The following is an 18276-nucleotide window of genomic DNA, read 5'->3' as shown; positions in this document are numbered from 1 at the left end:
AACCTTCCCCGGTTGGGACCGAGTGAGACCCTGTTCGGCGCGCACGCCCGGCTCTGGTTGTGCGTCTGGCGCGAGCAATCCAACGTCAATGGTTGCCGTGCCCGCCTGTGGTGGTGAAACCTCTCGGGAATGGTAGAAGCGATCGAGCCTTTGGTGTTCGAAGCGATCAGAAGCGTTGAACCTGAGCCGATCCGCGAGCATTGGGTGGTTGTCGCGAACAAGCGCTATCCACCTAAGCAGGTGTATCAGCTGATCACCGGATTGCCGCGCTCGGCGTTTACATCGCATCGTGCCCTCGCCGAGTTGCGTCGATTGGGGCTGTCCACCAGCGTCTACACGCCGCCGCGGGCAGATGCTGACACGGCCGAAGCCTCCGGCGGATCCGGTGGCGTCGATGGATTGGCTGAATCATTCGCGACGTTGTCGCGGTTTCTCACCGAGCACGATCTGACAGCGCACCTCGCCGCCGCGGAGGCTGATTTCCAGCATGCTGGATCTGCAGCGAGTCGTGAGGTGATCGCCAGGTACGGATTCAGCGACGACCTCCTCGACGCCGCGCTGGCTGTGCGCGCACGCGTCGGGCGCCTCAACGACGTCATTCATGCGACCGTCATCGCGCGTGTGCTACCCGCCATCTTGGAAGAAGGAGAGGTTGTCAGCCGACGGCCCTCTCTAGGAGCGGGAAATGATCCGTCGCGACCGTTCGATCTGGAAACAGATCGTCGGATCGCCGAGTTCAAAGTCGCACAGTGGAAGGGTGCCGACACCATGCGCAAGCGAGGTGTCGTCTCCGACTTGGTTCATTTGGCGCTCGATGAAAGCGGTCGGCGTGCCCAGCTTTTCGTGGTCGGTGCGCTGCCTGTCAGGTTTCTTACGGCATCCAAGTCGACGATCGCATGGGCGCTCGGCCGATCGTCTCCGCACACCAGAGCCCGGTTCGAGCAACGCTTCGGACCTGCAACCGATTTCACCGTCGCGGATTTCGCTCGTGTGCACGGCCGACATATCGAGCTGGTCGACTTGGCAACACTCGTCCCGTCGTTGGCACTTCCGCCAGAGCTGATCTGACCGCACCAGCATCGCCAATGTCCCATCGCTGCATTGCAGTCACACCGAATATCCACCCATGCCGCCCGCAGACCGCAGCCCGTCCAGGTCGTCGGCCGGGTATCTCGCCGAGCCCACCCGCTTCCGGGTTCGTCACGTCGGCTGAACGAACACCCCGGCCTGGTCGTCCAGCAGGCGGCGGATTTCCTCGTCCGGATACGGGGTGCTTCGGCTCGCCTGCTGGAACGCACGCATGAACGCGGACATCGCCGTGGCGACCGGCGCATGCCGGGTGAGGAGCGCGGCGGCTCCCTCGGCGATGCCATGGGGAGGCTTGCCCTCGGCGATGGCGCGCACCATCGTGGCGCGTGTCTCCCGGTCTTCCCGTCGGAGCCCGTACAGGGCGGTGATCAGCCAGTTCGTCAGGTAGGTGGCGGTGAAACCGTGGTCATAGCTCTGGTTCTGGTCGAAGAACGCGGCTTCCTGCGGTGAGAGGTCGAACCCGGAGGAGAGTGCGAGGCCGTAGTCGGCGAAGTAGAGGCGTCGACCGTCGGTCAGGATGTTCTGGAAGTGCGCGTCCAGGTGCAGGAGCCCACGGCTGTTCATGAACGCGGTGCCCGCGGCCAGTTCCCGCTCCACCATGGCGCAGGCCCGGTCGGTGGCCTCGTCGGCCGCCTCGATCTGGGTGTTCAGCCAGTCGTGCAGGGTGGTCGGGATGTACTCCAGGAACAGCGCGATGCTCGCCGAAGAGTCACGCAGGGCCTCGATCCGGTGTCGTACCTCGGGTCGGTCGTCCCAGTAGGCGACGGTGCGATCGATGTCGGCGAGCTCGGCAGGCAGCGGCGTCGTGTCCGGGAGCACCCGCCAGTGGTACATCAGCGGGAAGCCCTCGTGTTCGGCGGCGAGCACCCAATTCGTCGTCATGGTGTGCACCGCGAGCTCGCGCCAGGCTCCGAAGCCCGCTCCGCCGATGAGGCCGACGCCGTAGTGGTAGAACAGCGGCACATCGAACAGGTTCGCCGTGGACCGGACGTGTTCCGGCTGCCGTTCCAGGTCGGAGAGGGGCACTCGCTTCACGAAAACCGGAGTTCCCGCGATCTCCAGTAGCGCTGATTTTCCGCCGATACCGGCACCGATCGGCTCGGCCGCATCCACGAGCTCGCGCAACGCATGATCGCTGTGCAGTGCCAGAGCGGTGGAGACGGCGCCGTGAACGCGCAGGCGCTTCGGGAGCGACATGTCACGAGTCGCCGCCGCGTCGCGGGACATCGCCTCGCTGCCGCGCATCACCACGATCAACCCTCCCCGTCGCAGTCGCGATCGACAGTCAGCCTATCGCGATCATCGACCTGTCGAACGTCCGGAAAAGTCGCTGTTCGGAGATCCGTAGAACCGGTGCGGTGGGGCTGAGCAGGTACTCCGAGTCGGTGTCCGAGCTGCGCGCCAGTGGCGTGTAAGGGCGGTGCAAGAAGCCGCAGTAAGAGTCGATGACATGACGTGGCACAACGGCCGACAGGCCGAGAGAAAGACCATGCTGGTTACCGGCGCCAACGCGGGCATCGGGTACTTCACCGCCGAGCAACTCGCGGCCACCGGTGCCACCGTGGTGCTGGGCTGCCGTGACACCGCCAAGGGCGAGCTCGCAGTGCGGGCGATCCGTGCCCGGGTTCCCGATGCTCGATTGCGTTGCGTGCGTATGGATCTGGCGGATCTGTCCTCACTGCCTGCGACAGTGGACGCCCTCGACGTCGACAGCCTGGACGCGGTCTTGCTCAATGCCGGGGCCCATCTGTCTGGTCCCGAACGCCGCATCAGCGCTCAGGGGCACGAATTGATGCTCGCCACAAACCATCTCGGGCACTTCGCGCTGGTCGCACATCTGATGCCGATACTGACCGCGACAGCGAACAGTCGGGTGATCACGGTGGGCAGCTTCGCCGCACGGTCGGAGCGACTCGATCTCGGTGATCTGCAATCCGAGCGGGACTATCGGCCCAAGCGCAGCTACGGACGATCGAAGCTGGCCCAAATGCTGTTCGGGTTCGAGCTGGATCGCCGCCTGCGCGCGCACGGTGCCGACACCGCCAGCATCGTCGTCCATCCCGGCGGTGCCTTGGACTCACTCACCCCGTCGCGGCCACCGCTGTTCGTCCGCACCACCGCCCAGCGCCTGCGCGGACTCCCCGCCGGCCTCGCGCTGCACGGCAAACACGCGGCCGCCACAACCGTTGTCCGAGCCGTTCTGGACGACGGGATAACCGGCGGGCAACTCTGGGGGCCAAGGGTCTTCGGTCTCCGTGGCCGACCCCATCGGGAAACGCCCCACGCCCATATGGCCGACCTCGATACCGCCGCCGAGCTGTGGACCGCTAGTTCCGCACTCGCAGCCGTCGACCCGCTCGTACGTCCGTCCCCACACTGATCCGCCCTGTGTCCTGCCCGCCGCGACGGGGCGGCGGTTGACAGGTTGTGTCAGTGGGCGGGCTTACGCTGGGCTTGTGTCGGTACTCCCTCTGATCTTCACCGCGGGCTGGGCCAGCGGGATCAACGCGTACGCGGTGGTGTTTCTGCTGGGGTTGTTCGGGCGGATCGGGTGGGCTGGTGACGTGCCACCGGGGTTGCAGCGCACCGATGTGCTCGTCGCCGCCGGTGTGCTGTTCGTGATCGAGGCGGTGGCGGACAAGATTCCGTACCTCGACTCGTTCTGGGATGCGGTGCATACCGTGGTTCGGCCTGCTTCGGGCGCGATCGTCTCGGCTCTGATTGCGGGGCAGGACGATTCGCTACCCACCATGTTCGCCGCGGCGGTCGGTGGTACCACCGCCTTGCTCAGTCATATCGTCAAAGCGGGCACCCGGATGGCGATCAATACCTCCCCGGAACCGGTGACCAATGTCGTGATGAGCACCGCCGAGGACTTCACGGTCGGCGGTGTCCTGACCCTGGCGGTGTTCTTCCCGGTGCTGGCCGCGGTGATCGCGGCTGTCCTACTGGTGATCGGCCTATCGGTAGTCTACTTGTGCGCCAGCCGAATCAGCCGCTATCTCCGACGCAGACGAGAACGCCGAGCCGCGCGGAACAGCGGCGTCGACCCGGCCCTCGAATAGCGCAGCGGCACTCACCGCACCTGCGGCGCCACTTTCGTGCCGAGCAGATCGATGCTGTGCAGCACCTGCTCGGGCGGCAGGGTCCCCACGCTGGTGTGCAGCATGAAGCGATCGAGGCCGAGGGTGTCGCGGACCTCGGCGATCTTGCTCGCCACATAGTCGGGGGTGCCGACGAACAGCGAACCGTTCTGCGAGCGCAGGACGTCGAACTGCGCACGTGTCATCGGACCCCAGCCGCGCTCGCGGCCGATGGTCGACATGGCCAGTGCGTAGGGCTCGTAGAACTGCGCGACGGCCTGCGCGTCGGTATCGGCGACATAGCCGTGCGCGTGCACCGCCACCGGTTGCTTCTCGTGTCCGCCCTCGGCGAGCGCGCGGTGATAGAGCTCGACCAGCGGCTTGAACCGCGCGGGCTCACCGCCGATGATCGCGATGGCGAGGGGCAGTCCGAGCAGTCCGGCGCGAATCACCGACTCGGGACTGCCGCCGACCGCGATCCATACCGGCAGGGGGCGATCGTCGGTGCGCGGATACACCGTCGCGTCGTGCAGCGGCGCCCGGAATCGGCCCGTCCAGGTGACGGGGCCTTCCTCGCGCACGCGCAGCAGCAGTGCCAGCTTCTCCTCGAAGAGCGCGTCGTAGTCGGCCAGGTCGTACCCGAACAACGGGAACGACTCCGTGAAAGATCCGCGCCCCGCCATCAGCTCGGCGCGCCCGTTCGACAGTCCGTCCAGCGTCGCGAAGTCCTGATACACGCGCACCGGATCATCGGAGCTGAGCACGGTGACGGCGCTGGTCAACTGGATGCGCTCGGTCCGGGCGGCAGCGGCGGCCAAGACGACGGCGGGGGCGGACGCGGCGAAATCCCGGCGATGATGCTCGCCCACGCCGTACACATCGAGTCCGGCGGCCTCGGTCGCCACAGCCTCGTCGACCACCTGACGCAGCCGCTCGGCGGCGGTCGGCGCGGGCCGGTCGGCGGTGGGGTACAGCTCGGCGAAGGTGGTGAGCCCCAGTTCCATGTGAACCCTCTCTTCGGGATGCGGTCCTCTTATAAACGGACCGTAGTCCGATAACATTCCTCACCGATTTATGGATGAATGCGGATTATCTATGACGAAACTATAGTGAGTGGTATGACCGCCCTGGCGACCACGCGCACCGAACCCGACCTGTCCTTCCTGCTCGACCGCACCAGTCATGTCCTGCGCACGCAGATGGCGGCGGCGCTGGCCGAAATCGGGCTCACGGCCCGCATGCACTGCGTGCTGGTCCACGCGCTGGAAGCCGAACGCACGCAGGCCCAGCTCGCCGAGCTCGGCGACATGGACAAGACGACCATGGTGGTCACCGTCGACGCGCTGGAAAAGGCCGGTCTGGCCGAACGTAAGCCGTCGAGCACCGACCGCCGCGCTCGCATCATCTCCGTGACGCCCGCGGGTGCGGAACTCGCCGCGCGCAGCGCCGAAATCGTCGACGGCGTCCATCAGGGCGCGCTCGGTTCGCTGCCGAAGGCTGAGCGTGAATCCCTGGTACGGGCGCTGAATCACCTGGTGGAGGGGCATTTGTCGGCGGCGGTCGAGGCTGCGCCCGCGCGCCGCGCCAGGCAATAGTCCGTTATAGATTGTCTATTACGAAACTATCTAGTACGGTCTCTCTTGTTCGCTTCCAGCAGGAGATGACCCATGACAAAGTCCCAGCGCACCGCCCTCGCGGTGCTGTCGGCCGCGATGCTGATGACCATCCTCGACGGCAGCATCGTCACCGTCGCCATGCCGGCGATCCAGGAGGACCTCGGCTTCTCGCCCGCGGGTCTGAGCTGGACCGTGAATGCCTACCTGATCGCCTTCGGTGGTCTGCTCCTGCTGGCCGGGCGCCTCGGTGACCTGATCGGCCGCAAGACGATGTTCGTCACCGGCACTGTCGTCTTCACCGCCGCGTCGGTGCTGGCGGGCGTGGCGACCACTCCCGCCGTGCTGATCGCGGCCCGATTCCTGCAGGGCGTCGGCAGCGCGATCGCCGCCTCGGTGGTGCTCGGCATCCTGGTGACGATCTTCACCGAGCCGCGCCAACGGGCAACGGCCATCGGTGTTTTCAGCTTCACCGGCGCTGCGGGCGCCTCGATCGGCCAGGTGCTCGGTGGCGTGCTCACCGATGCGCTGAACTGGCACTGGATCTTCCTGATCAATGTGCCGATCGGCGCGCTGACGGTGCTGGTGGCAGTGAAGTCACTGCCCACCGACCGTGGTCTCGGCTGGTCCGCCGGTGCCGATGTGCTCGGCGCCGCCCTGGTCACCGCCGGTCTGATGCTCGGCATCTACACTGTCGTCGAGGTCGAACGCTACGGCTGGGTCTCGGCCCACACCCTCGGCCTCGGCGCGCTGGCCGCCGCACTGCTCGCCGCTTTCGTCGCCCGTCAGGCCACCGCGGTCAACCCGCTGCTGCCGCTGCGAATCTTCCGCTCCCGCACGGTCTCCGGCGCCAATGTGGTCCAGATGCTCACCCTGGCCGCCATGTTCGCCTTCCAGATCATCGTGGCGCTCTACCTGCAGAAGGTGTTGGGCTACAACGCATTGCAGACCGGCCTCGCCATGCTGCCCGCCGCTGTCGCCATCGGCGGGGTGTCACTGTTCGCCTCTGCCCGCCTGATCACCCGCTTCGGGGAGCGGACCGTGCTCATCGCCGGTCTGGTGCTGCTGCTGGCCGGGATGTCGTGGCTGACACGGCTGCCCGTCGACGCCGGTTACCTCACCGACGTGCTGCCGGTGATGGTGGCCGTCGCCGGTGGCGGGCTGGTGTTGCCCGCACTCACCGCGCTGGGCATGTCGGGCGCCGAAGCCGACGACGCGGGCCTGGCCTCGGGGCTGTTCAACACCACGCAGCAGGTCGGCATGGCGATCGGTGTCGCGGTGCTGTCCACCCTGGCCGCCGCGCGGACCGGCACCGAACTGGTGGCCGGCGCCTCCGACGCCGCAGCCCTGACCAGCGGTTACCGGCTGGCATTCACGGTCGCGGCCGGTCTGCTCGCCGCCGCGCTCGCCGTCAGCGCCACCGTCCTGCGCAAGCAGGACAGCGGCGAAGCGAAGCCGGTCGCCGAGGCCGTGCCTGCCTTCTGAAGTGACGAATCGCCGGGAACCACCCCTGCGGTTCACCCCCCGGGTGGATGTCCGCCCGGGGGGTTCGGTGGTGTCCTCGAATGATGCTGACCGATCGCACGACGTTGACCCAATTCCTCATCGAAGAGCGCCGCCGCCATCCCGGTTCCAGCGGTGAACTCAATTCCCTGATCCTCGACGTCGCACTGGCCTGCAAGGCGATCTCCAAGCGCATCGCCTCGGGTGCGCTCACCGGCGTCCTCGGCGGCGCCGGGGTGGTGAACGTGCAGGGTGAGCAGCAGCAGAAGCTCGACGTGGTCGCCAACGATCTCTTCCTGCATGCCTGCGAGTGGGGCGGCCACCTGGCCGGCATGGTGTCGGAGGAACTCGACGACCCCTACCCGATCCCGCCCGACTATCCGCGCGGCAAATACCTCCTCGCCTTCGATCCACTCGACGGCTCGTCCAATATCGACGTGAATGTCGCTGTGGGCAGTATCTTTTCGATCCTGCGCGCACCGACCCCCGGCGTGGACGCGACGATGCGGGACTTCTTGCAGCCCGGCACCGAGCAGGTCGCCGCGGGCTATGCGATCTACGGTCCCGCGACGCAACTCGTGCTCACCGTCGGAACCGGTGTGCATGCCTTCACCCTCGATCCCGAGCTCGGCGAGTTCTTCCTGACCGGACAGAATCTGCGCCTGTCGGAGTCCACGTCGGAGTACGCGGTCAACAGTTCCAATCGCCGCTTCTGGGAACCGGCCGTGCGCCGCTACATCGATGAGTGCCTGGCGGGCGCGACCGGCCCGCGCGAGAAGGACTTCAACATGCGCTGGGTGGCGTCGCTGGTGGTCGAAACGCACCGCATCCTGACCCGGGGCGGGGTTTTCCTGTACCCGCGCGACTCGAAGGACCCGTCCAAAGAAGGCAGGTTGCGCCTGCTCTACGAGGCCGCTCCCATCGCCTTCCTGATCGAGCAGGCCGGCGGTCTCGCCTCGACCGGCCGTGACCGGATCCTCGAGGTCGTCCCCACCGAGCTGCACCAGCGGATCGCGTTCATTTTCGGTTCCCGCGACGAGGTAGCCCGCATCGTGAGGTACCACGCCGAAGCCGCCGAGGAGCCCGACGGCCAGTGGAGCCCGCTGTTCGGTCTACGCGGTCTCTACCGTTCCACCACCTGAGGAGGAGATTCATGTCCGCCAAACACCCCGTCGTCGCCATCACCGGATCATCCGGAGCCGGAACAACGTCGGTGATGCGCACATTCGATCAGATCTTCCGCAGGGAAGGCATCGATGCCGCGTACGTCGAGGGCGACAGCTTCCACAAGTTCGACCGGGTAGGCATGAAGGAGGAACTGGCGCGGGCCTTGTCCGACGGCGACCACACCTTCAGTCACTTCGGTCCCGAGGCGAACCTGTTCGAAGAACTGGAGAAGTTGTTCCGTGGCTACAGTGAGTCCGGCACCGGGCGGGTGCGAAAGTACCTGCACGACAAGGAAGAAGCCGCGCCCTACAACCAGGAGCCGGGCACGTTCACCCCGTGGGAGGAGATCCGCCCCGACACCGACTTGCTGTTCTACGAGGGTCTGCACGGTGCGGTGGCCAACGAGCAGGTCGATGTCGCGCAGTACGCCGACCTGCTCATCGGGGTGGTACCCGTGATCAACCTCGAGTGGACCCAGAAGTTGCACCGCGACAAGGACAAGCGCGGCTACTCCACCGAGGCGGTGACCGAGACGATCCTGCGCCGCATGCACGACTACGTGAACTTCATGTGCCCGCAGTTCTCCCGCACCCACGTGAACTTCCAGCGGGTTCCCGTGGTGGACACCTCGAATCCGTTTGTCGCCCGCACGATTCCGACTCCCGATGAATCTATGTTGGTGATCCGGTTCGCCGATCCGCACGGCATCGACTTCCCGTATCTGCTCTCGATGCTGCACGACTCGTTCATGTCCCGCTCGAACACGATCGTGTGTCCGGGCGGGAAGATGGACCTGGCGATGCAGCTGATCTTCACACCGATGCTGTTGCGGCTCATGGAACGTCGCGGCCGCACCCGCTGAGCCGGAGTCGACGACCACCTCACGCGAGGTGGTCGTCGAACCAGGTCACCAGCTCCGGGTCGTCGAGACCATCGGCGACGAGCACCGCGGCCGTGAGGTCGTCGGTGCGCGTGTACGCGTTCTGCGCGGCCACACACCGCAGCCCCGCCGCGACCGCGGACCGCACGCCGTTCGCCGAATCTTCCACGGCAACTACGTGCTCGGCGGACAGACCGGTCTGGATCAGCACGTCCAGATACACCGCGGGGCTCGGTTTCAGCACGGGCACTTCGGTTCCGGTGGTCACGGTGTCGAAGGGCTCACCGAAAGCATGTTTCAGCAGGGGCTCGACCCACGCGCGGGTGCCGGTGGTCGCCACATGCAACCGAACGCCACGCGACCGGAGCCGCTCGATCAGCTCCCGCGCTCCCGGCCGGGCCCGAATCTGCCCGTCCGAGGCCATCTGCCGCATGATGCGGGTCTTGGTGCGGTGCACCTTGTGCGCGAGCTCGCGCGCCTGCTCGGTCGGCATGGCGTGCTGTTCGAACCAGAACGCCAGCCGCTGCGCGCCACCGGCGACCTTCAGCAGCTTCCCGTACTCCTCGACATCCCAGCGGTCGGGGAGCCCCGCCTCGGCGAATGCCGTGTTGAAGGCCACCCGGTGGCCGTCTCGTTCGCTGTCGACCAGGGTGCCGTCGACATCGAAGATCACCGCGCGCAGCTGAGTCATGGTGCGCCGTCGAGGTATTCGCGGACCCGGTCGAGGACGGACTCCACGGTGAACCCGTGGTGGGCCAGTACCTCGTCGCCGGGTCCGCTGTGTCCGAACTCGTCGATGCCGATCGTCAGGTCCACCAGCCCCGCCCAGCCCGCGGTACTGCCCGCCTCGATACTGATCGTGTGCGCTGAGGCATCAGGGGTGAAGCGGGACCGATCCAGCGCGGACACCACCCGCACGTCGTGTCCGTCGGTCCGTAGCCGATCGGCGACCGCCGCAGCCAGTGCGACTTCCGAACCGGTAGCGACGATTTCGATCCCGCGCGCGGTGGCGACATCCGGTTCGGCTGCCTCGCCGATGACTTCGGCACCGTCGACAATTCGTGGCCCGGTCCCAGCGGTGTCGAGCTGGGGCAGGGACTGGCGGGAAAGGATCAGCGCGGTAGGGCCGTCGACGCGCGAGAGCGCGAGTTCCCAGGCTAGAGCGGTCTCCGCATCGTTCGCAGGCCGCAACACCTGCACCCCGGGAATCAGCCGCAGCGACTCGATGTGCTCGACGGGCTGGTGCGTCGGCCCGTCCTCACCGACCGCGATCGAATCGTGGGTCAGCACATAGATCACCGGCTGCCTCATCAATGCCGACAATCGCAGCGCGGGCCGCAGATAGTCGGCGAACACCAGGAAGGTGCTGCCGAAGACCCGGAACCCACCGTGCAGGCTCATCCCGTTCAGCACGGCCGCCATCCCGAACTCGCGAATGCCGAAAGCGATGGCACCGGCGGTGAAGTCGCCGCGACTGACCACGTCGCCGCACTCCGTGCCGGTCGACCCGGCCAGGTCGGCCGAACCGCCCACCAATTCCGGCATCGTCGACAGCGCCGCGTGCAAACACGCCTGCGAGGACTGCCTGGTGGCGCGCGGCGCGTCCGCCGCCACGGCTTCCAGCGCAGCCGGCAACCCCGCGGGCAGCAGACGCGCAAGGGCACGTCGGAACTCGGCCGCACGCTCCGGCGCGGCAGCGTCGAACGCCGCGAATTCCTCGAGCCAGGTCGCATGTTCCTCGCCGCCGATCGCCGCGAGCACGGCACACATCGCGCTCACTTGCTCCGGCACCGCGAACGGCGGAAGAGTCCATCCCGCAAGCTCTTTGGCCTGTGCCAATCGCCGCGCTCCCAGTGGGGAACCATGTGCCTTGGAGGTGCCTGCGACACCGGGCGCACCATGGCCGATCACCGTGCGCACCGCGAGGAAGCTCGGCCGCGGATCGCTCTTCGCGCGGTGCAGAGCGGCGTCTATCGCCTCGATATCGGTCCCGTCGGCCACCACCTCGGTATGCCACCCATAGGCCGCGAAGCGTGCCACTTGATCGTCGCTACACGACCGTCCGACCGCGCCGTCGATGGTGATCTCGTTGTCGTCCCAGAGCACGATCAACCCGCCGAGTCCCAAATGCCCTGCGAACGAGGCGACTTCGTGGCTGACGCCCTCCATCAAGCACCCGTCGCCGACGATCGCGAACGTGCGATGTCCGGTGATCTCCGGATACCGGGCCGCGGTCATCCGCTCGGCCAGGGCCATCCCCACCGCCATCGCCAGCCCCTGCCCCAACGGCCCGGTGGTGCACTCCACGCCAGGCGTGTCACCGAACTCGGGGTGACCCGGCGTCCGCGATCCCAGCTGGCGGAACCGCCGCAGTTCCTCGACGGGCAGGTCGTACCCGAACAGGTGCAACAGCCCGTACAACAGTGCGGAGCCGTGCCCAGCCGAGAGTACGAACCGGTCCCGATCAGCCCACTCGGGGTCGGCCGGGTCATGGCGTAGGTGTCGGCTCCACAGTGTCCACGCCATCGGCGCCGCCCCCATCGGCATGCCGGGGTGGCCCGACTGGGCGGCTTCCACCATGTCGGCCGCGAGGAATCGCAGGGTATCGACGGCGAGCAGATCGGTGCGCACCGAGCGCGCGAAGGTCGGTGGTGCGATGTCGGTCATCGAACTGCCTCTCGCGCAAAGGTCGCGGCTTCGCGTAGCCGCTTGACCGCGGCCGCTTTGCCTTCGGGATAGCCGTACATCCAGGAGCCGGAGATGAAGACATCGGCGCCCGCCGCGGCAGCGCCCCCGATCGTGTCGGCCGTGATCCCGCCGTCCACTTCGAGCTCGATGGACCGGCCGGAGTCCTCGATCATCCGGCGCAACCGCGCGATCTTCGGTTCGACCGCCGGAATGTAGCCCTGCCCCCCGAAGCCCGGATTCACCGTCATGGCGAGGATCAGATCGGTCTCGGCCAGCACGTGCGCGACGACCTCGGCGGGGGTGTGCGGATTGAGTGCGACACCGCTGCGCACCCCGAGATCGCGGATTCTGGCGAGGGTCCGATGCAGGTGCGTACAGGCTTCGGCGTGCACGATGATCAGCTCGCACCCCGCGTCGATGTACTCGGTGAGCAGCTCATCGGGATTCACCACCATGAGGTGCGCTTCGAAGGCGACGGTGCTGTGCGAACGCGCCGACGCGATGACATCGGGTCCGAAGGTGAGATTGGGGACGAACACGCCGTCCATCACGTCCCACTGGATCCGGTCGACGCCCGCCGCGCACAGATCACCCACTTCCTCGCCGAGACAGGAGAAATCGGCGGGTAAGACCGACGGCACTATGAGTGGCCGACGAACTGAGGACTCCGGCATGGCGCGGCCTTTCTGATCAGGTCAGTTCATCGCACCGCATCGACGCGGCCGGGCACTCCCCCTGGAGGGTGGGCACCCGGGTGAGATCTCGTCAATGCCGGTAACCGCGATGTCGGTCGCCGTAGGGTGGGGGAATGCCGGAGTTACCTCCGACCCCGTTGAAGCTTGTGCTCGTCGACGATCACGAGATGGTGCTGCACGGGCTCGACGCCATGCTCGGCCACTTTCCCGACGAGGTCGTGATCGTCGGCCAAACCACCACCGACACCGCCGCTTTGGGGATGGTGGCCGAGCATCGGCCCGATATCGTCCTGTGCGATGTGCGCATCGGCAAGGCCAGCGGCCTCGACCTGTGCCGCCAGATCACCCTGCAGTACCCCGACACCAAGGTTGTGCTGCTCACTGTCTACGACGACGAGCACTACCTGTATCAGGCGTTGCGGGTGGGGGCTTCCGGGTACATTCTCAAGCGCGTCGACGGGCGCGAACTAGTCGCCCAGCTGTGCCGGGTCCGCGAGGGCGAGACAGTGGTCGACGCCGCACTGGCCGGGCGGGTGGCGCTGGCCGCGGCCAGGCTCAGTGCGGGCCAGTTCTGGTCCGGCGCGCACCTCGGGCTGACCCAGCGTGAATCAGAAGTGTTGGGGCTGTTGGTATCCGGTCATTCCAATCGGGCGGTCGCGAGCAAGCTGGTGGTCAGCGAGGACACCGTGAAGACCCATATTCGGGGTCTGTATCGCAAGCTGGGCGTGTCCGATCGCAGCGGTGCGATCGCGGTCGCGTTGCGGGAGGGGCTGTTCCGATGAGCAACGCCGGCGGCGCGGTCCCCACGGCGGCGGAGCTGGCCCCGCGGCTCGGTGCCGAAGGTGTGCTGCTCTACGCCGTCGACGGCCAGGATCTGAGCATCGTCGATATGTGGCCCGCGCATCCCTCGGCGAGTTCCTTGCGACTACAGGTGGGATTCGGGGTGACCGGGTTGGTGGCCCGTACCCGCAAACCGGTGCTGCTCGACAGCGACTCGCCACGTAATGCTCTGCACCGCAGGCTGTTACGCCTGGAACCTCAGCAAACGGTGGCGCGGATGTGCCTGCCGCTGCCGGGACTGGAAGGCGATGTGGTCGGCGTACTGGCCGTGCACCGTGGGCCGCGTAACCCGTTCGGGCAGCAAGACCTCGACGCCGCGCAACAATACGCCGCCGTACTCGGCCTGTGGTTGCACGCGCAGCGGCTGTTCCGCACCGTCAATCGGCAACGTAGCGAGCGGGATCGCCTGGTCGAGCAGGCGATCACCGCCCAGGAAGCCGAGCGTCGGCGCATCGCCTTCGACCTGCACGACGGCGTCACCACCGCCCTGGCCTCGATGTCGTTCCATCTGTCGGCCGCCGACCTCACCGTTTCCGAACTCCTTGGCCACGTCGATGTCGCCGACGAGGCCAGCCTGCGCGACCTCGCCCGAGCCCGCGCCGAACTCGTCAGCGCTCGTGAGCTGGCCGATTTCGCCTATAACGAGACCAGGGCGGCGATCTCGGGCCTGCACAGCCTCGTCCTCGACGACCTCGGCTTGGTCGCCGCGATCGAATCGCTGGTGCGCGCGGCGAGCAGCGACGGGCCCCCGACGATCGAGTTCCTCGTCGACCACGCCGCCGCGATCGACGACATCCCCGACTACGCCGCCGCCACGCTGTACCGGATCGCGCAGGAATCGCTCGCCAACGCCGTGAAACATGCCGGGGCGCAGCGGATCGTGCTCTCGCTTCGCCGGGTGGGCGACTCGGTCATCCTCGGATGTTCCGATGACGGTGAGGGGTTCGACCCGGCGCAGCGCCGCGCCAACCGCGCCGCCGACACCGACGGCGAACAGCACTTCGGCCTGACCTCGATCGCCGAGCGCTGCGCCATCATCGAAGCTTCCCTGCGCGTGGAGTCGATGCGGGGGCGCGGAACCACCTTGCTGGTGGAACTACCGCTGAAGTAGTCAACGGACGCAGCAGCGGTGCCCGAGGGGCGGCGCCGCCGCTGCGCGTTGCGGCCGCGCGCACCGAGTGCTCGGCAAGCCCACCTACTCGGCGTGCCCAGTGGCCTCGGCGGCGTCGCGGCAGTTTTCGAGCAGAACCTGTTGTGCTGCGCCAACTTCGGTCACTGATCCACCCCAAGTGTGCAGGGCCGCGCTCACGAGCGCGCGTCCGAATGAGAATGTCACAGGCCACGGCCGTTCGTCGAGGGCGGCGAGTTCGCGCAGGAACTCACACACTCGCGCAGTCGGATGCCCACCGGACAGGAAGGCGATTCCCGCCACGTCGGCGGGCACCAGCTCGCGCAACACCGTGCAGGTGGCGGCCGCGACCTCGGCGGGCGGGACGGGTGCGGCGTCCAGGCCAGGGGTGACGAAGTTCGGCTTGAGCACGATGCCGGTGAGATCCACCCCGGCGTCGACGAGTTCGGTGAACACCGCGCTCAGGGCGAGGCGAGTCGCCTTCTCCGAGGCCGCGAGGTCGTGGTCACCGGTGCACAGCACCTCGGGCTCGACGATCGGGACGATGCCGTGCTGCTGACACAGCGCGGCGTAGCGGGCCAGCGCGTGCCCGTTGGCGCCGGCGGAGTAGGGGGTGATCGTGTGCACGTCGAACACCGCCCGCCACTTGGCGAACGCGGCTCCGCGATCGGCGTAGGAGGCCAGCCGCGCGCCGAGTCCGTCGAGACCTTCGGTGATCAGCGCACCACCGTGACCGGGCAGTGCGGTGGGGCCGGTGTCGACTTTGATGCCGGGCAGGACGCCGAGTTCGCGCGCCGCGATCGGGAACGGGCGCCCGTCGGCGAGATCCTGGCCGAATGTCTCGTCGCACAGGATGATTCCGCTGATCGACTCCGACAGGCCCTCGGTGGTGAGCAGCAGTTCGCGATAGTCGCGACGGGCGGTCGCGCTCGCGGGAACACCCTCCTGTTCCAGGCGCGATGACATGGTTTTGATCGACTCGTCGGCGGCGAGAATGCCGCGGCCGCCGCTGGTGAGCTGCTGGGCGACGTCGGCGAGGGCGGTGGCGGGGAGTGTCGTCATGACGAACAGCATGGGGGCGCCCCGCACCCGCCGTCCTCACCCCTTCGGGCGAGACCGGGTGTGAAATGCGGCCGCGCCCACCTGCTCCGGATCGCACAGATGGGCCACGAACAACCGGGTCGCCGAGGTCGGTTCCGGGGTCGTGCAGACGTGCCACGGCCGGTCGAGGGGTGTTCCCGCCACGCCGTAGGAGACCAGTTCCCCCGAAGCCAGTTGCTCGCGCGCCGCTTCCTCGTGCACCAGCGTGACCCCGAGCCCTTCCCGCGCGGCGGCTACCGCGGCGCCCGAGGTGCCGAGGGTCAGCAGCGGCGGCGCGGCCTGCAACCGGCTCAGCAACGACAGTGCGGTATCGCGGGTGCCCGAGCCGATCCCGGTGAGCAACCAGGGCGTGGTGAGCGGGTCGCCGCCCAGGCCGGGCCGTCCGACCACGAGCAGTCGGTTCGAGCGCTGGGCGGCGGTGACCAGCCCGGACCCACGCGGCGGTCGACCGGCCAGGGCGATATCGAAGACGTGGTCGGCGGCGCGGGCGAACAGCTCGCCGCGCGTGAGCACCGACAGTGACAGCTCGACATGCGGATGGGCTCGGGCGAACGTGGCCATCAGCACCGGGAGCACGTACTCACTGGCCGTCGCGACGGCACCGATGCGCACCCGCCCACGGTCGGCATCGTGTACCGCTCCCGCCGCTTCGGCGAGCAGCCCGAGCAATCTGCGCACATATCCGGCGAAGATCTCGCCCGAATCCGTCGCCACGATGCCACGGCCGGACTTTCCGAACAGTCTGGTGCCCAACGCGTCTTCCAACGCGGCGATCGCGGCCGACACGGCCGGCGGCGTCACGTGCAACGTCTCGGCCGCGGCGCGCACGCTGCCGGTCTCGTACACGGCCAGAAAGGTGCGCAGCCGACCCCAGGTGGCGGCGGCGGGCAGGTCGGGGCTGGCGAACATCGTTCAATTATGTCTTAACAATGGTCAGTAAAGATTCCATTGTCGTTGAACAGTCCTCGCCACACACTGAGAGAGCTTCGTAGGCGTGACCCGAGAGGACCGGCGATGACGATGATCGAGAACGAGGGCCCGGCGACGAAAGAGCGTTGGGATCCGGGTGTACAGAGTTACGCCGGAATGGGTTACTGGAACCCCGATTACGTTCCCAAGGACACCGACGTTCTCGCCGTCTTCCGCGTCACTCCGCAGGACGGCGTCGACCCGATCGAGGCCGCGGCCGCCGTCGCGGGTGAATCGTCTACCGCCACCTGGACTGTCGTGTGGACCGACCGTCTCACCGCCAACAGCCACTACCAGGCCAAGGCGTACCAGGTCGACGAAGTTCCCGGCAGGCCCGGTGAGTACTTCGCCTACATCGCCTACGACATCGACCTTTTCGAGGAAGGCTCCATCGCGAACCTGACCTCCTCGATCATCGGCAACGTCTTCGGATTCAAGCCGCTCAAGGCCCTGCGCCTGGAAGACATGCGCATCCCCGTCGCTTACACCAAGACCTTCCAGGGCCCCGCCCACGGCATCGTCATGGAACGGGAGATGCTCAACAAGTACGGTCGTCCGCTGCTCGGCGCCACCATCAAGCCCAAGCTCGGCCTGTCGGCCCGCAACTACGGGCGCGTGGTCTACGAGGCCTGTCGCGGCGGCCTCGACTTCACCAAGGACGACGAGAACATCAACTCCCAGCCCTTCATGCGCTGGCGTGACCGCTTCCTCTACGCGATGGAGGGGGTGAACCGGGCGATGGCCGAAACGGGCGAGATCAAGGGCCATTACCTCAATGTCACCGCCGGAACCATGGAGGAGATGTACCGGCGGGCGAACTTCGCCAAGGAGATCGGCAGCGTGGTGGTGATGATCGACCTCACCATCGGCTATACCGCCATCCAGTCGATGGCGCACTGGGCACGCGAGAACGGGCTGCTGCTGCACCTGCACCGGGCCGGGCACTCCACCTACACGCGGCAGAAGACCCACGGCGTGAGCTTCCGGGTGATCGGGAAGTGGTCGCGGCTGATGGGCGTCGATCACGTGCACGCGGGCACCGTCGTCGGCAAGCTCGAGGGCGACCCGGCCACCACCCGTGGCTTCTATGACACGTTGCGCGACAACGATGTTCCCCGCAATCTCGGCAACGGCATCTTCTTCGATCAGGACTGGATCTCGATGCCGGGCGTCATGCCGGTGGCCTCCGGCGGCATCCACGCCGGCCAGATGCACCAGCTCCTCGACCTGTTCGGCGACGACGTGATCCTGCAGTTCGGTGGCGGCACCATCGGCCACCCCTACGGCATCGCCGCGGGCGCCGAGGCCAACCGGGTCGCGCTCGAGGCCATGGTCAAGGCGCGCAACGAAGGTCGCGACCTGCTGCTCGAGGGGCCCGGCGTGCTGCGCAACGCCGCCAAGCACTGCGCGCCGCTGCAGGCCGCGCTCGACACCTGGGGCGACATCACCTTCGACTACACCAGCACCGACGCGCCCGATGTGGTGGCGACTCCGGTGCCCTCGATCTGACAAGGAGCAC

The 18276-nt window shown here is 67.3% G+C and carries 17 protein-coding genes; 10 read left to right on the top strand and 7 right to left on the bottom strand.

Annotated features, from left to right (window positions below):
* The first annotated feature begins 129 nt into the window (after positions 1-129).
* Positions 130-1068: a PE-PGRS family protein gene (locus ASD42_RS06950; protein ID WP_156677395.1), complete on the top strand. Its 939-nt coding sequence runs from the start codon at positions 130-132 to the stop codon at positions 1066-1068.
* Positions 1069-1200: 132 nt separating this feature from the next.
* On the opposite strand, the gene ASD42_RS06945 is transcribed toward ASD42_RS06950, so the two are convergent.
* Positions 1201-2334, bottom strand: a complete 1134-nt coding sequence (locus ASD42_RS06945) for a protein kinase family protein (RefSeq protein ID WP_235569333.1) — start codon at positions 2332-2334, stop codon at positions 1201-1203.
* 205 nt (positions 2335-2539) lie between these two features.
* On the opposite strand from ASD42_RS06945, the gene ASD42_RS06940 reads away from it, so the two are divergent.
* Both ASD42_RS06940 and ASD42_RS06935 read left to right on the top strand, forming a co-directional pair.
* Positions 2540-3469 (top strand): SDR family NAD(P)-dependent oxidoreductase, encoded by a 930-nt coding sequence (locus ASD42_RS06940; protein WP_056811669.1) that lies wholly within the window; start codon positions 2540-2542, stop codon positions 3467-3469.
* Between the two features lie 76 nt (positions 3470-3545).
* Entirely contained in the window at positions 3546-4154 is a 609-nt protein-coding gene (locus tag ASD42_RS06935) for a DUF4126 domain-containing protein (RefSeq protein ID WP_056811666.1), read from the top strand.
* Between the two features lie 11 nt (positions 4155-4165).
* On the opposite strand, the gene ASD42_RS06930 is transcribed toward ASD42_RS06935, so the two are convergent.
* Positions 4166-5176 carry an LLM class flavin-dependent oxidoreductase gene (locus ASD42_RS06930; protein WP_056811663.1) on the bottom strand — a complete coding sequence of 337 codons (1011 nt, stop codon included), beginning with the start codon at positions 5174-5176 and terminating at the stop codon, positions 4166-4168.
* Positions 5177-5290: 114 nt separating this feature from the next.
* Here ASD42_RS06930 and ASD42_RS06925 point away from each other — a divergent pair, with 114 nt between their 5' ends.
* The 4 genes from ASD42_RS06925 to ASD42_RS06910 all read left to right on the top strand — a co-directional run bounded on the left by ASD42_RS06925 (position 5291) and on the right by ASD42_RS06910 (position 9317).
* Entirely contained in the window at positions 5291-5767 is a 477-nt protein-coding gene (locus tag ASD42_RS06925; protein ID WP_056811660.1) for a MarR family winged helix-turn-helix transcriptional regulator, read from the top strand.
* Positions 5768-5839: 72 nt separating this feature from the next.
* Positions 5840-7270 (top strand): DHA2 family efflux MFS transporter permease subunit, encoded by a 1431-nt coding sequence (locus ASD42_RS06920; RefSeq protein ID WP_056811658.1) that lies wholly within the window; start codon positions 5840-5842, stop codon positions 7268-7270.
* A gap of 80 nt (positions 7271-7350) precedes the next feature.
* Positions 7351-8430, top strand: a complete 1080-nt coding sequence (locus ASD42_RS06915) for a class 1 fructose-bisphosphatase (protein ID WP_056811655.1) — start codon at positions 7351-7353, stop codon at positions 8428-8430.
* A gap of 11 nt (positions 8431-8441) precedes the next feature.
* Entirely contained in the window at positions 8442-9317 is an 876-nt protein-coding gene (locus tag ASD42_RS06910; RefSeq protein WP_056811652.1) for a phosphoribulokinase, read from the top strand.
* Positions 9318-9336: 19 nt separating this feature from the next.
* Here ASD42_RS06910 and ASD42_RS06905 read toward each other — a convergent pair whose 3' ends face one another.
* The 3 genes from ASD42_RS06905 to rpe are packed head-to-tail and all read right to left on the bottom strand — an operon-like array spanning position 9337 to position 12697.
* Positions 9337-10026 carry an HAD-IA family hydrolase gene (locus tag ASD42_RS06905; RefSeq protein ID WP_056811648.1) on the bottom strand — a complete coding sequence of 230 codons (690 nt, stop codon included), beginning with the start codon at positions 10024-10026 and terminating at the stop codon, positions 9337-9339.
* Positions 10023-12002: a transketolase gene (gene tkt, locus ASD42_RS06900; RefSeq protein WP_056811646.1), complete on the bottom strand. Its 1980-nt coding sequence runs from the start codon at positions 12000-12002 to the stop codon at positions 10023-10025. The genes ASD42_RS06905 and tkt overlap by 4 nt, the downstream gene beginning before the upstream one ends.
* Positions 11999-12697, bottom strand: a complete 699-nt coding sequence (rpe, locus tag ASD42_RS06895) for a ribulose-phosphate 3-epimerase (protein WP_056811644.1) — start codon at positions 12695-12697, stop codon at positions 11999-12001. Before rpe ends, tkt begins: the two co-directional genes overlap by 4 nt.
* A gap of 134 nt (positions 12698-12831) precedes the next feature.
* Between rpe and ASD42_RS06890 the strand changes: the two genes are divergently transcribed.
* On the top strand, positions 12832-13500 hold the full coding sequence (locus ASD42_RS06890) for a response regulator (protein WP_056811641.1): 669 nt from the start codon (positions 12832-12834) through the stop codon (positions 13498-13500).
* The gene (locus ASD42_RS06885) at positions 13497-14669 is read left to right on the top strand and encodes a GAF domain-containing sensor histidine kinase (RefSeq protein WP_056811638.1); all 1173 of its coding nucleotides are present in this window, start codon (positions 13497-13499) and stop codon (positions 14667-14669) included. Before ASD42_RS06890 ends, ASD42_RS06885 begins: the two co-directional genes overlap by 4 nt.
* Before the next feature lie 84 nt (positions 14670-14753).
* Here ASD42_RS06885 and ASD42_RS06880 read toward each other — a convergent pair whose 3' ends face one another.
* Together ASD42_RS06880 and ASD42_RS06875 are read right to left on the bottom strand one after the other, a co-directional pair.
* Complete coding sequence (locus ASD42_RS06880) at positions 14754-15749, bottom strand: class I fructose-bisphosphate aldolase (RefSeq protein ID WP_056815655.1); 996 nt, start codon at positions 15747-15749, stop codon at positions 14754-14756.
* Positions 15750-15785: 36 nt separating this feature from the next.
* A complete protein-coding gene (locus ASD42_RS06875) occupies positions 15786-16697 on the bottom strand; it encodes a LysR family transcriptional regulator (RefSeq protein ID WP_063893570.1) in 912 nt (303 codons plus the stop codon).
* 105 nt (positions 16698-16802) lie between these two features.
* Here ASD42_RS06875 and ASD42_RS06870 point away from each other — a divergent pair, with 105 nt between their 5' ends.
* Positions 16803-18266, top strand: coding sequence for a form I ribulose bisphosphate carboxylase large subunit (locus tag ASD42_RS06870; protein WP_235569332.1), 1464 nt, complete (start codon positions 16803-16805; stop codon positions 18264-18266).
* Positions 18267-18276: the final 10 nt, after the last annotated feature.

The sequence above is a fragment of the Nocardia sp. Root136 genome, from assembly GCF_001427185.1.
GTDB classification, from domain to species: domain Bacteria; phylum Actinomycetota; class Actinomycetes; order Mycobacteriales; family Mycobacteriaceae; genus Nocardia; species Nocardia salmonicida.
Note: the sequence above shows the minus strand (reverse complement) of the source record. Positions and strands in the feature narration are given on the sequence as shown.

Excerpts from the sequence above, each read along its gene's own strand:
- ASD42_RS06950 (WP_156677395.1), top strand. The coding sequence starts at position 130 with ATGGTAGAAGCGATCGAGCCTTTGGTGTTCGAAGCGATCAGAAGCGTT.
- ASD42_RS06945 (WP_235569333.1), bottom strand. The coding sequence starts at position 2,334 with ATGCGCGGCAGCGAGGCGATGTCCCGCGACGCGGCGGCGACTCGTGAC.
- ASD42_RS06940 (WP_056811669.1), top strand. The coding sequence starts at position 2,540 with ATGACGTGGCACAACGGCCGACAGGCCGAGAGAAAGACCATGCTGGTT.
- ASD42_RS06930 (WP_056811663.1), bottom strand. The coding sequence starts at position 5,176 with ATGGAACTGGGGCTCACCACCTTCGCCGAGCTGTACCCCACCGCCGAC.
- ASD42_RS06925 (WP_056811660.1), top strand. The coding sequence starts at position 5,291 with ATGACCGCCCTGGCGACCACGCGCACCGAACCCGACCTGTCCTTCCTG.
- ASD42_RS06920 (WP_056811658.1), top strand. The coding sequence starts at position 5,840 with ATGACAAAGTCCCAGCGCACCGCCCTCGCGGTGCTGTCGGCCGCGATG.
- ASD42_RS06915 (WP_056811655.1), top strand. The coding sequence starts at position 7,351 with ATGATGCTGACCGATCGCACGACGTTGACCCAATTCCTCATCGAAGAG.
- ASD42_RS06910 (WP_056811652.1), top strand. The coding sequence starts at position 8,442 with ATGTCCGCCAAACACCCCGTCGTCGCCATCACCGGATCATCCGGAGCC.
- ASD42_RS06905 (WP_056811648.1), bottom strand. The coding sequence starts at position 10,026 with ATGACTCAGCTGCGCGCGGTGATCTTCGATGTCGACGGCACCCTGGTC.
- tkt (WP_056811646.1), bottom strand. The coding sequence starts at position 12,002 with ATGACCGACATCGCACCACCGACCTTCGCGCGCTCGGTGCGCACCGAT.
- rpe (WP_056811644.1), bottom strand. The coding sequence starts at position 12,697 with ATGCCGGAGTCCTCAGTTCGTCGGCCACTCATAGTGCCGTCGGTCTTA.
- ASD42_RS06890 (WP_056811641.1), top strand. The coding sequence starts at position 12,832 with ATGCCGGAGTTACCTCCGACCCCGTTGAAGCTTGTGCTCGTCGACGAT.
- ASD42_RS06885 (WP_056811638.1), top strand. The coding sequence starts at position 13,497 with ATGAGCAACGCCGGCGGCGCGGTCCCCACGGCGGCGGAGCTGGCCCCG.
- ASD42_RS06880 (WP_056815655.1), bottom strand. The coding sequence starts at position 15,749 with ATGACGACACTCCCCGCCACCGCCCTCGCCGACGTCGCCCAGCAGCTC.
- ASD42_RS06875 (WP_063893570.1), bottom strand. The coding sequence starts at position 16,697 with ATGTTCGCCAGCCCCGACCTGCCCGCCGCCGCCACCTGGGGTCGGCTG.
- ASD42_RS06870 (WP_235569332.1), top strand. The coding sequence starts at position 16,803 with ATGACGATGATCGAGAACGAGGGCCCGGCGACGAAAGAGCGTTGGGAT.